We start from the raw sequence: 12,983 nt of genomic DNA on the forward strand, positions 1-12,983 counted from the left end.
CCCCTTACAGGTCACCCGTCGTGCACGGCATCTCGTCGGAGACCCTTCCACTCCGCCCACCGTCACGGATCAGCAGCGCGCCCCGTAGCTGCGCTTGCCGTTGATGAGCCAGACGGTGTCCTTCTCGTTCCGCATCTTGTACGCGGCGGTGAAGCAACCTGTGTCGGAGATCGTGATCGGACCGGCGTGTGACCCGAACTTCCCGTCGTCGGTGCCGCATCCGGGGCCGCTCGTCTTGCCCGGGCAGACGTTGAAGTACATCTCGTTCGCCCCGCCCGGCGTCTCGTTGTAGAAGACGACGCAGAGGTAGCCGGTGCCGCCCGCGTAGGCGACCATGCTGCCGTCGTCGTTGCCGCCGTCTCCCGGCAGGCGTCCGTCGACGTAAGCGATGGTCTGGTAGGGGCCACCGCAGGGGTTGGCCGCGGCGCGCAGCATGGCGGCGTTGTCCTCGACCCACTGCCGAGTCTCGGTGTCGGCCCCGGCGGCCACACGCGGCGCGCGGGTCGACTCGCTGGGGGCCGCGGCCTGGGCCGAAGCGCTGCTCAGGCCGAGGAGGACGGCGGTCAGAGCGGAGACGCCGACGGCTACGGACTTCTTGATCATGCGCATAACTCCTTCTTGGCGTGTTCCTGACACGCCACACGAGGGATTGCGGGAACGCCCCGCCGACAGGGTCTGGAAAAGGCCGATGTTCCAGGGCCGATCAGCCCTGAGCGGCCAGGCACGGTCACATCGGCGGTATGGCCACGGAGATGAGACGCGCTACGACGCCACCGGCCCCGGACGCACCGAGGAAGGACCCAGTCGCACTGGCCGTGACAACGCCGGGAAGGAAAGGTCGGTCGCCTCCACCGGATGCACCGATGACTTCGGTGTCGACAGCACAGCGAGATCCACAGAAAACCCATTCCCCCCAGGTGGTCAACCGTTCGATTACCTTACCAAGGGCACTCGCGAAATCCCCGCGACTTTCGGCCTCTCCCGCAGCAGGGCAACGCGCCCCGGAGGGCGTCGGACGGGTACCGGACGGTTCATCAGCAGGGCGGGGCGGGCGAGCCGTTGGCCCGGCCCGCTCCCGCACCAAGGAGCGCAGTCAGCGCAGTTCCTTCGGCGGTGTCCGGTCCCCGTCGACCTTCTCGACCCGCTCCAGCTCGCCCCACACGATGTACCGGTACGTGCTCGTGTACACCGGCGTGCACGTCGTCAGCGTGATGTAGTGGCCCGGCTTCTTCTTGCCGGACTCCTTCGGCACCGCCGAGAGGACCTTGACGTTGTACTTCGAGGTCTCGGGGAGGATGCCGTAGACCTTGTAGACGTACCACTTGTCCTTCGTCTCGAAGACGATCGGATCGCCCTTCTCGATCTTGTCGATGTTGTGGAACGCGGCGCCGTGACCGTCCCGGTGGGCGGCGAGGGAGAAGTTGCCGGTCTTGCCCGACATCGGCAGGACCGACTTGACGGGATCGGTGTAGTACCCGGCGACACCGTCGTTGAGGATCTTGTTCGACGTGCCCTTCTCGACCAGGACCTCGTCGTTCCTCATCGCCGGCACGTGCAGGAACCCGATGCCGTTCTTCGTGTCCAGCGCACCGGGCCCACCCCGGCCGTGAGCCCAGTCGTCACGGACCTTGTCCGCCTGCTTCCCGGCCGCACGGTCGGCGACCACGTTCGTCCACCAGAGCGAGTAGGCGACGAACAGGCCCAGGACCAGTCCCGCGGTGATGAGGAGTTCCCCGAAGACGCTCACCGCCATGGCGATCGGGCCGGGACGGCGCCGGGCCGCGGACGGCCGGGACGCCGCCGCGCCGGTGTGCTCTTCGTGCTCCGTGTCGGTGGTCGCTGCCACTGGTCATCTGCCCTTAACTGACGAGCGCATCCGGCTTGCCCTTGCTGCGCGGCCGTTCCTCGACCATCTTGCCCCACACGATCATCCGGTACTTGCTGGTGAACTCCGGCGTGCACGTGGTCAGCGTGATGTAGCGGCCGGGCTTGGTGAACCCCGACCCCGCGGGGACGGGGTTCAGGACGCTTGTGTTGCTGGGCGAGGTGACCGGCAGGATCGACGCCATCTTGTAGACGTAGTACTCGTCCTGCGTCTCCACGACGATCGGATCGCCCGGAGCGAGCTTGTTGATGTACCGGAACGGTTCTCCGTGGGTGTTGCGGTGGCCCGCGAGCCCGAAGTTCCCGGTCTTGTCACCGGGCATCGCGGTCTTCAGCGCGCCCTCGGCGTAGTGGCCGACCATGCCCCGGTCGAGCACACCCTTGCTGTTCGTGCCCTCGGCGATCGGCACCACCACGTCCAGCTTGGGGATGTGCAGGATGGCGAAGCCCTGCCCCGGCTCGAAGGCCCCCGGGTTGCGCTTGCCGTTCGCCCAGTCGTCCTGGAGGCTGCTGGCCTCCTTGCCGGCCTGCGCGTGCGCCCGGACGTTCGTCCACCACAGCTGGTAGGTGACGAACAGCAGCATCAGTACGCCGGTCGTGATGAACACCTCACCAATCGCCCGGCTGGCCACCACCGCCGCACCCGGCTTGCGCGCCCGCGCCTGCCGTCGCGCCTCGACCCGCGACAGCGGCGCCCGCCGCCCCTCCGGAGTCGCTTCCTGGGCCGAGTCCTGGGCCGAGCGGGTGTCCGAAGCGCCGCCATGGCGCCCGTGACGGCGTTTGGAGGCCTTTCTGCGGGCCGCGCGGCCGCCGTGGGCAGGTCCATCGTGCCGGGTGGCGGAAGAGCCCGCAGAACCGGATACGGGGTCATCGGCAGCGGGCGGCGGATCCGGTATCCGCAGCGCCACCGTCTCCTCGTCGACGACAGGCGGATACGGCTCGTCCGGGACGGTCTCGTACGACGCCGGGTACGGCTCCGGCCCGGACGCGTACGGCTCCGGCGTGAACGGCTCCGGCTCCTGGGCGTACGGCTGCGGCTCCGGCCCTGACATGTACGGCGGTGACTGCGGCTGTGACTGCGCCTGCGGCTGCGGCCGCGGTTCCGGCCGCGGAGAAGCACCGTACGCCCCTCCACCCGACCAGTCCTCGAACGCACCCGACGCCCCGTACGACTGCTGCCCGTACGAGGTGTCGGACTCGCGCTCGGGGCGCAGCGCCGTCACGCCGTGGCCCTGCCCACCACCGGGGCGAGCCCCGCCGACCTCGCCACCGCACCCTCGTCGCCGCACTCCACCAGCCAGTTGGCCAGCATCCGGTGCCCGTGCTCGGTGAGCACCGACTCGGGATGGAACTGCACGCCCTCGACCGGAAGTTCCCGGTGCCTCAGGCCCATGACGATGCCGTCGTGCGTCCGGGCCGTGACCTCCAGCTCCGCCGGGACCGTCGCGGGCTCGGCGGCCAGCGAGTGGTAACGCGTCGCCGTGAAGGGCGACGGCAGGCCAGCGAAGACACCCCGGCTCGTGTGCTCGACCGGCGAGGTCTTGCCGTGCAGCAGCTCGGGCGCGCGGTCCACCACACCCCCGTACGCCACCTGCATCGACTGCATGCCGAGGCACACGCCGAAGACCGGGACGCCCGTGGCGGCGCAGTGCCGGACCATGTCGACACAGACGCCCGCCTCCTCCGGCGTGCCCGGGCCCGGAGAGAGCAGGACCCCGTCGAAGCCGTCCTGGGCGTGTGCCGTCGACACCTCGTCGTTGCGCAGGACCTCGCACTCGGCGCCCAGCTGGTACAGGTACTGGACCAGGTTGAAAACGAAGCTGTCGTAGTTGTCGACGACGAGAATGCGCGCGCTCACTGGTTGTCCACCGTCACATCGTTGAAGGGCAGCAGCGGTTCCGCCCACGGGAAGACGTACTGGAAGAGGACGTAGACCACGGCCACGACCAGGGCGAGTGAGATCAGCGCCTTCACCCACGTGCTCCCCGGCAGATGCCGCCAGATCCAGCCGTACATGCCGTCCCTTCCGTCGTACCACGGCACCAGACCCACGCCGTACAGCCACCAGACTAACGGCGCAACGCCTCAGGTTTCCCGGCCTCCACAGGCTGGGTGGAGTCCAGGTGCGCCCAGACGATCAGCCGATGACTGTGTCCCCATTCCGGTTCGCACGTCGTCAGCGTCAGATAACGGCCCGGACGCGTGTACCCGGATGTACGTGGGACAGGGTCGATCACCTCGATGTCGGAGGGCACTGTTTTGTACGGGCCTTTGTCGATCCGATACGTGAACCACGTCGTGCCGTCGGTCAGCACCACGGCGTCACCCCGCCTCAGCTGGGGGAAGTCCTTGAAGGGGTCGCCATGGGTCCGGCGGTGGCCGGCGACCGCGAAGTTCCCCTTCTGCCCGAGCCGGGCGGTCTCCGCGTAGTGGCCCAGGCCCTTCTTCAGGGTGCCGGTCGCCGTGCCCTCGAGCACCGGCTTGTTCCACGTGAAACCAAGACGCGGGATGTACATGATCGCGAAGGGCTTGCCCTTGGCGTAGGGCGCGGGCTTCGGAGGGCTCGCGGTGTTCGCGGTGGAGGAGCCGCCCCCCGCGGGGGGCGCGCTCGACCGCGCCCACTGCTCCTGGAGCAGTTCGATCTGGTCGTCCATGACACCGTCGGCCTTCACGCCGGTCCAGAACAGCACGTAGACGACGAACAGCACGATCACGCTGCCGACGGTGATACAGAGTTCGCTGACGGTCCTGACGATCACACGCACCGGCGGCTCCCCCGGCCAGGCTCTACTCCTCCACGGGCTTCGCGTAGTGCAGATCCACTGTGCCCGAGTAGCCGGGAAGAGTCACCGGCCCGTTCTCCTCGACTTTCCAGCCGAGCCCGTAGACGTTGACGTAGACCATGTAGTTCTGGATCGCCGGGGACGCCGCGAGCGCCTTCTGGAGCCTGTCCGGGTCACCGACCGCCGTGATCTTGTACGGCGGTGAGTAGACGCGGCCCTGGAGGATCAGGGTGTTGCCCACGCAGCGCACCGCGCTGGTGGAGATCAGCCGCTGGTCCATGACCTTGATGCCCTTGGCCCCGCCCTGCCACAGCGCGTTCACCACGGCCTGGAGGTCCTGTTGGTGGATGACCAGGTAGTCGGGCTGCGGCTCGGGATAGCCGGGCAGTTTGGCGGTGGCGTCCGGCGGGGCGTCGTTGAGGGTGACCGAGAGCGACTCGCCCTTGAGCTTCTGCGTGCCCGCGCGCTTCTCCAGGGCGGCGAGCTTCTCGTCCTCCGCCTTGGTGCTGCCGTCGTCGCGCTCGGCGAGTGCCTCTATCTCCTCGCGCAGGATCCCGTTGGTCTCGTCCAGCTCGCCGTTCTCCCTGCTGCGCTCCTCGATGAGATCGGACAGCTTCAGCAGCGAGGCGTCCGTACGGATGTTGGTGCCCTTGGCGGTGTTGAAGCTGGTGAAGAAAATGAGTCCCGCGAGAGCGAACACGGCCGCCGTGAGGATCCGCACGGGCCGGAAACGGCGCGCGCGCTCAGGGGTGGATCCCGTCCCGGGGGAGTCGGCAGAATTGCTCAACGTACCCTTATCTCCTTCGGCGCCACGGAAGCACTACGCTAACGGACGCCCGGGGGAGCACTCAGAGTCCCCTTACGCTGCCCCGAGACCGACTCAGTTCCCTGCGCGGCCACGCAGCGCATCGACAGGAGAGACCCTCGTGCCGAAGTCACGTATCCGCAAGAAGGCCGACTACACGCCGCCGCCTGCGAAGCAGACGACCGCCATCAAGCTGAACAGCCGTGCCTGGGTCGCACCCGTCATGCTGGCCATGTTCCTCATCGGCCTGGCCTGGATCGTGGTCTTCTACGTCACCGACGGCTCGCTGCCCATCGACGCGCTGGGCAACTGGAACATCGTGGTGGGCTTCGGCTTCATCGCCGCCGGATTCGGCGTCTCGACCCAGTGGAAGTAGCGGTAACCCGCAGGTGAACGCAGCTCTGCCCAGGGCTGTTCGCTGAGTTATCCACAGCCGTTTTCCACAGGTGGAAAAGAAACGACGATCTGTGGATAACTCGTTGAGTGTTGACGCCGGTATGACGGAAGTACCGGGAGTCGAAAACTTGTTCGCCCCCTGCCTGACCTGCGGAAACGTGGGTCAGTGACAGGGGGTACATGTGTTCCCGCACACTGTGCACAAGATCCGCCACCCGCTGTGGACAACGTCCGCGCTCAGCTGAGCTGGGCCGTCCTCAACAGGGTCAACAGGACGACAAGGCCGAGGACCAGCGCACACGTGCCGTACTGGATCAGGGCGCGTCGCTCGCGCGGGGCGTGGACCATGGCGTATCCGACGACGACACCGGCGACGAGGCCGCCGATGTGGGCCTGCCAGGAGATGTTGAAGCCCGGGCTGAAGGTGAAGATCAGGTTGATCACCAGCAGCGCGACGATCGGCCGCATGTCGTAATTGCGCTGGCGCATCAGCACGGCCGTGGCGCCGAAGAGGCCGAAGATGGCGCCGGAGGCGCCCAGCGTCGCCGTGTTCGGGGAGGTCAGCAGATAGGCCAGGGCGCTGCCCGCGAGGCCCGAGATCAAGTAGAGCGCGAGGTAGCGGACGCGGCCGAGAGCCGCTTCGAGCGGGCCGCCGAGCCACCACAGGCTGAGCATGTTGAACGCGATGTGCCAGATCTCCTGGTGGGTGAACATCGAGGTCACCATGCGGTGCCACTCGCCTCCCGCCACGCCCTGTGTGGGCGTGAAGGGCGCGGGCGGCCACGCGCCGAGCAGGACAAGGTCGGTCAGGAGCGACTCGCGGACGGAGACGGCGATGAACACCGCCAGGTTGATCCCGACGAGGATCTTGGTCAGCAGGCGGGGGTCGGCGGTGACGGCGCCGCCCGCGATCGTCCGGGGCATGGCGGCCGTGGGCGCGTGACCGGTGCCGGAGCCGCCTCGGACGCACTCGGGGCACTGGAAGCCGACGGAGGCGTTGACCATGCACTCGGGGCAGATCGGGCGCTCGCAGCGGGTGCAGCGGATGCCGGTCTCGCGGCCCGGGTGGCGGTAGCACATGGGGACGCTGTGGGCGTCCTGCGGGCTGCCCGCAGCCTGGTCGTCCATGAGATCCCCTAGGTCGTGATGAGAAAGCCCGCCCCGCTCATCTTTACGGACGAGCGGGGCGATTGGTTCCCTGTGGGGGCTTCCGCGCTCAGCGGGTCTCGATGACGACCGACTCGATGACCACGTCGTTGAGCGGGCGGTCGGTGCGCGGGTTCGTCTGGGCCGTGGCGATGGTGTCCACGACCTTCTGGCTGGCCGCGTCGGTGACCTCGCCGAAGATGGTGTGCTTGCGGTTCAGCCACGCCGTCGGGGAGACGGTGATGAAGAACTGCGAGCCGTTGGTGCCCGGGCCGGCGTTGGCCATCGCCAGCAGGTAGGGCTTGTCGAAGCGGAGGTCCGGGTGGAACTCGTCCTCGAACTGGTAGCCGGGGCCGCCGGTGCCGTTGCCCAGCGGGTCACCGCCCTGGATCATGAAGCCACTGATCACCCGGTGGAAGACCGTGCCGTCGTAGAGCCTGTCCGTGGTCTTCTGACCCGTCTCCGGGTGGGTCCACTCCCGCTCGCCCTGGGCGAGCTCGACGAAGTTCTTGACCGTCTTCGGGGCGTGGTTCGGCAGAAGCCGGACTTCGATGTCGCCGTGATTGGTCTTCAGGGTGGCGTAGAGCTGCTCAGCCACGATCTGCCTTCCGTTGTCTTTCCGTGACTCCCTGATCCTCGCATGGACGGGGCTCCGCGTCGCCCGACCTCCGTTCACCGGGGGTAAACGGGGCCGATCACTCGCAGAAAACCAGTCGAGTAGTCCCGGGGCGGGGGCGCGCGACGTCGATCCGTGGCATTGTCGACGACAAGCTCCTGTTGCCCCCTATTCATCCGCTATTGCATGCGATCGGCTCCTGATCAGCGCTCGGTCCGCTCTTGATCGGTTTTCGACCGGAGAGGGCCCGGGGCCGGCGCCCGTGACCCGGATGCCCGCCCGCGCATGCCTGGCGGCGCACCGGGAGGCATGATCCGTAAAAGGGTGGAAAGTCGAAATACCGTACGCCACCGAGGAGGAGGAACCCGTGACCCGCATCGACAGCGTGCGCGCCGCGACTGGTTCGGCGAAGGACAGCGTGCTGCACGCCGCGGAAGTGGTGGCGCCCTACGCCGACACGGCCAAGGACAGGGCCGCGCACTACGCACACGAGGCACGCGTACGGCTAGCGCCCAAGGTGACGCAGGCCGCCGGGCAGGCGCGCGTCCAGTACGGCGCCCATGTGCAGCCGTATCTGGAGCAGGCCCGCACGCATGTGCCGCCGAAGGTCGACCAGGCCGCCCACGAGGCCGCCGTCCGCACACGCAAGGCCGCCCGGCAGGCGGCGGACTACTCCAGGCCGAGGCTCGAGCAGGCGGTGGCCGCGGCCGTGCCCGTCACGACCGAGGCCGCTGCCCGGAGTGTGGCCGCGATGGCCGCGCTGCGCGGTCAGGTCTCGTCTAAGGAGGTCCAGAAGCTGATCCGCAAGCATGAACGGCGGGCGAGGGCCGGCCGGGCCATGAAGACGCTGGTCATCCTGGGCGCCGTCGCCGGCGGTGCCTTCGCGGCCTGGAAGTGGTGGGACAAGCAGGCCAACCCGGACTGGCTGGTGGAGCCGCCCGCCGCGACGGAGGTTCCCGAGTCGGGCCGTCTGGCCTCTGTGGACGGCACTGGTGCGTCCGTTCTGGACCCGGAGGTCGAGGCGAAGCAGGCCGAGGACGAGTCCGCCCGGCGCGACGACCGTTCCTGACGGACGCGGATCCGAAGGCCCGGCCACGACTTAACGGCACGGCGGGGCGGGAGACTTGAGGCTCGATCTGGAGAGCCTCGGGAGTCTCCCGCCCCGCCGTGCTGTTTCACGTGAAACATGCGTCGGCGACACCTGTCAGACCAAGAAAAAGCCCTCCCAGCCGCGTTTCCGCAGCTCGGAGGGCCTTCCAGAGTGGAGCCTAGGGGAGTCGAACCCCTGACATCTGCCATGCAAAGACAGCGCTCTACCAACTGAGCTAAGGCCCCGGAAGAGGAACGTCCGCCGGAAGAAACCACGTCCCGACGAGCGTCGGACACCAGACTACCGGGTCACCCCCGGGATTCCGCAAAAAGATTGGGGGTCCCCGTCGCCGACCACTCTCCGTAAGATGCTCGGCGTGGTTCGCTACCGCGAACCGCCGTACTTGGGGAAGCGATGGGGAGACGCAATGGACGCCGCACAGCAGGAAGCCACCGCAAGAGCGCGGGAACTGCAGCGGAACTGGTACGGGGAGCCGCTGGGGGCGCTCTTCCGTAAGCTTATCGACGATCTTGGTCTCAACCAGGCTCGTCTCGCGGGGGTTCTGGGACTGTCCGCGCCGATGCTGTCGCAGCTGATGAGCGGTCAGCGGGCGAAGATCGGCAACCCCGCTGTGGTGCAGCGGGTACAGCTGCTCCAGGACCTGGCGGGGCAGGTCGCGGACGGCAGCGTGAGCGCGGCCGAGGCCACCGAACGCATGGAGGAGATCAAGAAGTCACAGGGGGGCTCGGTGCTCAGCAACACCACACAGACGACGAGCAGTTCGGGGGCGCCCACGGTCAAGCGCGTCGTCCGGGAGATCCAGTCGCTGCTGCGCTCGGTCGCGGCGGCGGGCGACATCATCGACGCCGCGGAGACCCTCGCCCCGACCCACCCGGAACTGGCCGAGTTCCTCCGGGTGTACGGCGCCGGCCGCACCTCGGACGCGGTCGCGCACTACCAGTCCCACCAGAACTGACCCCGCCACCCGGCCGCCGAAGGGGGTTCGGCACCGGGCAACGGGCGATGTGACGGGGGTTGCGTCACGGTACGGGCGGGCACGAGGGGGCGTGTGCCGTACGGGGGACCGGTCGACGCGAGGGGGACGTGTATCTCATCGGTATCGCTGATCGGTGTCGCTGACCGGTGTCGCTGACCGGTGTCGCTGACCGGTGTCGCTGACCGGTGTCGCTGATCGGTATTGCTCATCGGGGGAGCCGTTTCGCCCGTCGGGGAGTCGTAACGCTCGTCGAGGGGGAAGCAAGGGGGAAAACCACAGGGGGAGGAGCGACGTACAGCCATGGGTGAGGTCTTCGCCGGCCGGTACGAACTGGTCGACCCGATCGGACGCGGAGGGGTCGGCGCCGTCTGGCGCGCCTGGGACCACCGCCGCCGCCGCTATGTGGCCGCCAAGGTCCTGCTCCAGAGCGACGCGCACTCGCTGCTGCGCTTCGTCCGCGAACAGGCCCTGCGGATCGACCACCCCCATGTGCTCGCCCCCACCAGCTGGGCCGCCGACGACGACAAGGTCCTCTTCACCATGGACCTGGTCGCGGGCGGCTCACTGGTCCACCTCGTCGGGGACTACGGCCCTCTTCCGCCGGCCTTCGTCTGCACGCTGCTCGACCAGCTGCTGGCGGGGCTGGCCGCGGTGCACGCGGAGGACGTCGTGCACCGCGACGTCAAGCCCGCCAACATCCTGCTGGAAGCAACCGGCACGGGCCGGCCGCGGCTGCGGCTGTCCGACTTCGGCATCGCCATGCGGCTGGGCGAACCCCGCCTGACGGAGACCAACCTCGTGGTGGGGACGCCCGGCTATCTCGCGCCCGAGCAGATGATGGGCGCGGAGCCCGACTTTCCCGCCGACCTGTTCGCCGTAGGCCTGGTCGCGCTGTATCTGCTGGAAGGCGCCAAGCCGGACAGCAAGGCGCTCATCCAGTACTTCGCCGAGCACGGAACTCCGGGCCCGCCCAAGGGCATTCCGGAGCCGCTGTGGCAGGTGGTGGCCATGTTGCTCCAGCCGGACCCGCAGGCCCGGTTCCGTACGGCCACGGGGGCGCGCAAGGCGCTCGCCGCCGCCACGGAGCTCCTCCCCGAGCCCGGTCCGGACGACGAACTGATCGAGATCTTCGACCAACTCGGCCCGCTTCCAGCGGGGTTCGCTCCGGAAGGCCCGCTGGAGAGAGCCCGGGGGCTGGGTCCGAGAGAGGACGGACCGCCCAGCCCGGTGGCGGTCGAGGAGAGGTCCGGTCCGGCGGCGGACGAGGGGCGGGCCCCGCAGAACACCGCCGGCAGCGGCGACGCCTGGTCCGCCCCGGACGCAGCAGTCGTGCCGCCCGGCCCCCGCCAGGACACCGCCCCGCCGGCCACCCCGGCTCAGCCGCCCTCCATGTCGGACACCGGCAGCTTCCACCTGCCGCCACCCCAGGCCACCGTCACCGACTCCCCCACAGCGGGCCACGACGCACAGGCGCATCCCTCGCACCAACAGGCCCTGTACTCCCCCTACGACTCCACACACCGCCTGTCCCCGTCCCAACCGCTCCCACCGCCGTACCCGAGCCACGCCGGCCATCCCGGCCAACCGCTGCCCCCCGCAACACAGCAGCCCACCCACACCTCCACCGCCCCCTACACCGCTCAAACCCCGCTGACCCCGCAAGCCCCGCCCTCCGGACAGTCGCCCTCACGGCACCGAGCACCACGCCCTCCCCGCCGCCCCGGCCCCCCGGCCAAGGTGGCGGTCCCGCTGCTGCTCCTCGCCCTGGTCTGCTACGCCGTAGGGTTCTGGGCCCTGACCCGCATCTGAGCACCTGCGGGCATCAGCCCGGCGCCCCTACGCGGCGCTCCTCCGCCGAGCCAGCACGGTCCACATCCCGAGCCCCACGAGCAGTGCGCTCCCGGTGCCGATGCCGCCCACGGCGACGACCCGCATCGCGGTGTCGTCACCCCCGGCCACGCCCTCGGCAGCCGCCTCCCGGTCCTGGTCGGAGACCTCGAAGACGCCCTTCGGCTGGGACTCCCCCACGTACTCGGGCCCACCCTGCGCCGCCCCGCTCACTCGGACCCGCAGTATCACGTCGAACGGCCCGTCCCCGAAGCTGTCGGCGACGCTCTCCGAAAGGTGCGCGACGAGGTAGTAGGAGCCGGCGAAGCGCATCGCACCGACCTGGCCGATGGCGGAGTGACGGTTGGCGTGGTCGACCGGCGGCAGGGGAGGCAGACTCCCGGACTTCTGGTCGCCGTTGTAGCCGACGCCCACGTCGGCGACGCGGCCGCGCGCGGGGTTGTACAGGTCCAGGTCCAGCGCGTCGGTCGTATAGCCGGTGCCGCCGGAGGCCGAGCTGGCGAGCTCGGCGGTGACCTGGAGCTGCTGGCCCCAGTCGACCGGCACCTCGTAGAAGAGCGTCTGGCCGGGGCGGATGTCGTCCCGCCAGACCCCCTGGTCCATCGGGGTGGCCCCGGCGAATCCCGCGCCGCCCGGGCGGCGCTCGGCCTTCCCCTGGAGCGGCTGGGGCGAGGCGGAGTTCCACACCTCGGGTGCGCTGGTCGGCCCGGTCTTCGCCGTCCGTGGCTCCGTCGTGGCGAAGAGTTCCAGATCCCAGGCGTCGGGCGAGGAGCCCTCGCCCTTCGGGTCGACGCGCTCGACGGACACGTAGTAGGTCCCGGCCTCCCGGCACAGCGGCTTGGTGGGCGAGATCTCGCGCCGGCCCCACGCCGCGATCGGGTGCGGGCTGCGGGCGGCGCCGAAATTCGCGGTGTCGCTGGAACAGGGGGTGCCGTCGTTGTCCTGCACGGACACCCTGAGCCCGTCGATGACGGAGACGGTGCTGCCGGGGGAGGGGACGGCGGTGACGGAGACGTACGCGTTCGACGTGGCGTCGAGCTGGAGGCTGTAGATGACCTTGCCGCTGCTCGGGAGGGAGCTCTTGTAGGCCGTGCCGGGCGTCAGCGGTACGGCGTCAGCGGTGCTCCTCGCCCCCTCGATGCTCCGGGCGCCGTCGGCGAAGGCGTACGGGCCCGGCGACACCGCCGTACCGGCCGCCAGGGCGGCCTGTCCGGGCACCACGGCGGCCGTCGTTCCCAGCACCACCGCCACGACACCCAGGCGTACCACCACCGACCGGCTACGACCGCGCCACACGCCCGCACGCGCGCACGCCGTACGACACCGTCCCCTCACGCGCCACCCCTCACGTCACCGGACCGCAGAACCGCCGTGAAACCGCAAACCGTGGAACCGTGCCCCATCCTGCACCGCCGTCA

14 protein-coding genes and 1 tRNA gene are annotated in these 12,983 nt (G+C 69.3%); 4 read left to right on the top strand and 11 right to left on the bottom strand.

Features of this window, described 5'->3' with window-relative positions:
- Positions 1–69 precede the first annotated feature (69 nt).
- The 7 genes from ABFX81_RS09815 to ABFX81_RS09845 all read right to left on the bottom strand — a co-directional run bounded on the left by ABFX81_RS09815 (position 70) and on the right by ABFX81_RS09845 (position 5,454).
- Positions 70–603 carry a hypothetical protein gene (locus ABFX81_RS09815; RefSeq protein ID WP_346137918.1) on the bottom strand — a complete coding sequence of 178 codons (534 nt, stop codon included), beginning with the start codon at positions 601–603 and terminating at the stop codon, positions 70–72.
- Between the two features lie 490 nt (positions 604–1,093).
- The gene (locus ABFX81_RS09820; RefSeq protein ID WP_086846264.1) at positions 1,094–1,846 is read right to left on the bottom strand and encodes a class E sortase; all 753 of its coding nucleotides are present in this window, start codon (positions 1,844–1,846) and stop codon (positions 1,094–1,096) included.
- A 13-nt stretch (positions 1,847–1,859) separates the two neighbouring features.
- Positions 1,860–3,107 carry a class E sortase gene (locus tag ABFX81_RS09825; protein ID WP_086846262.1) on the bottom strand — a complete coding sequence of 416 codons (1,248 nt, stop codon included), beginning with the start codon at positions 3,105–3,107 and terminating at the stop codon, positions 1,860–1,862.
- Positions 3,104–3,742, bottom strand: a complete 639-nt coding sequence (locus ABFX81_RS09830) for an aminodeoxychorismate/anthranilate synthase component II (protein WP_086846260.1) — start codon at positions 3,740–3,742, stop codon at positions 3,104–3,106. Before ABFX81_RS09830 ends, ABFX81_RS09825 begins: the two co-directional genes overlap by 4 nt.
- The gene (locus ABFX81_RS09835) at positions 3,739–3,936 is read right to left on the bottom strand and encodes a hypothetical protein (protein ID WP_167407433.1); all 198 of its coding nucleotides are present in this window, start codon (positions 3,934–3,936) and stop codon (positions 3,739–3,741) included. Before ABFX81_RS09835 ends, ABFX81_RS09830 begins: the two co-directional genes overlap by 4 nt.
- Before the next feature lie 17 nt (positions 3,937–3,953).
- A complete protein-coding gene (locus tag ABFX81_RS09840; protein WP_086846258.1) occupies positions 3,954–4,649 on the bottom strand; it encodes a class E sortase in 696 nt (231 codons plus the stop codon).
- Positions 4,650–4,671: 22 nt separating this feature from the next.
- Entirely contained in the window at positions 4,672–5,454 is a 783-nt protein-coding gene (locus ABFX81_RS09845; protein WP_086846256.1) for a DUF881 domain-containing protein, read from the bottom strand.
- Between the two features lie 139 nt (positions 5,455–5,593).
- Between ABFX81_RS09845 and crgA the strand changes: the two genes are divergently transcribed.
- Positions 5,594–5,848: a cell division protein CrgA gene (gene crgA / locus ABFX81_RS09850; RefSeq protein ID WP_086846254.1), complete on the top strand. Its 255-nt coding sequence runs from the start codon at positions 5,594–5,596 to the stop codon at positions 5,846–5,848.
- A gap of 257 nt (positions 5,849–6,105) precedes the next feature.
- On the opposite strand, the gene ABFX81_RS09855 is transcribed toward crgA, so the two are convergent.
- Positions 6,106–6,996 (bottom strand): rhomboid family intramembrane serine protease, encoded by an 891-nt coding sequence (locus ABFX81_RS09855; RefSeq protein WP_086846252.1) that lies wholly within the window; start codon positions 6,994–6,996, stop codon positions 6,106–6,108.
- A gap of 88 nt (positions 6,997–7,084) precedes the next feature.
- Positions 7,085–7,612: a peptidylprolyl isomerase gene (locus tag ABFX81_RS09860; protein WP_086846250.1), complete on the bottom strand. Its 528-nt coding sequence runs from the start codon at positions 7,610–7,612 to the stop codon at positions 7,085–7,087.
- A gap of 385 nt (positions 7,613–7,997) precedes the next feature.
- Here ABFX81_RS09860 and ABFX81_RS09865 point away from each other — a divergent pair, with 385 nt between their 5' ends.
- The gene (locus tag ABFX81_RS09865) at positions 7,998–8,699 is read left to right on the top strand and encodes a DUF5324 family protein (protein ID WP_086846248.1); all 702 of its coding nucleotides are present in this window, start codon (positions 7,998–8,000) and stop codon (positions 8,697–8,699) included.
- A 193-nt stretch (positions 8,700–8,892) separates the two neighbouring features.
- Here ABFX81_RS09865 and ABFX81_RS09870 read toward each other — a convergent pair.
- Positions 8,893–8,965 (bottom strand) — tRNA-Ala (locus tag ABFX81_RS09870).
- A 182-nt stretch (positions 8,966–9,147) separates the two neighbouring features.
- Here ABFX81_RS09870 and ABFX81_RS09875 point away from each other — a divergent pair.
- Both ABFX81_RS09875 and ABFX81_RS09880 read left to right on the top strand, forming a co-directional pair.
- The gene (locus ABFX81_RS09875; protein WP_086560503.1) at positions 9,148–9,696 is read left to right on the top strand and encodes a helix-turn-helix domain-containing protein; all 549 of its coding nucleotides are present in this window, start codon (positions 9,148–9,150) and stop codon (positions 9,694–9,696) included.
- Between the two features lie 321 nt (positions 9,697–10,017).
- Positions 10,018–11,526, top strand: coding sequence for a serine/threonine-protein kinase (locus ABFX81_RS09880; protein WP_346137919.1), 1,509 nt, complete (start codon positions 10,018–10,020; stop codon positions 11,524–11,526).
- Positions 11,527–11,553: 27 nt separating this feature from the next.
- Here the strand turns inward: ABFX81_RS09880 and ABFX81_RS09885 are convergent, their stop codons facing one another.
- Positions 11,554–12,837 carry a hypothetical protein gene (locus tag ABFX81_RS09885; RefSeq protein ID WP_346137920.1) on the bottom strand — a complete coding sequence of 428 codons (1,284 nt, stop codon included), beginning with the start codon at positions 12,835–12,837 and terminating at the stop codon, positions 11,554–11,556.
- Between the last annotated feature and the right edge of the window lie 146 nt (positions 12,838–12,983).

This window comes from Streptomyces coeruleofuscus, from assembly GCF_039532725.1.
GTDB lineage: Bacteria > Actinomycetota > Actinomycetes > Streptomycetales > Streptomycetaceae > Streptomyces > Streptomyces coeruleofuscus.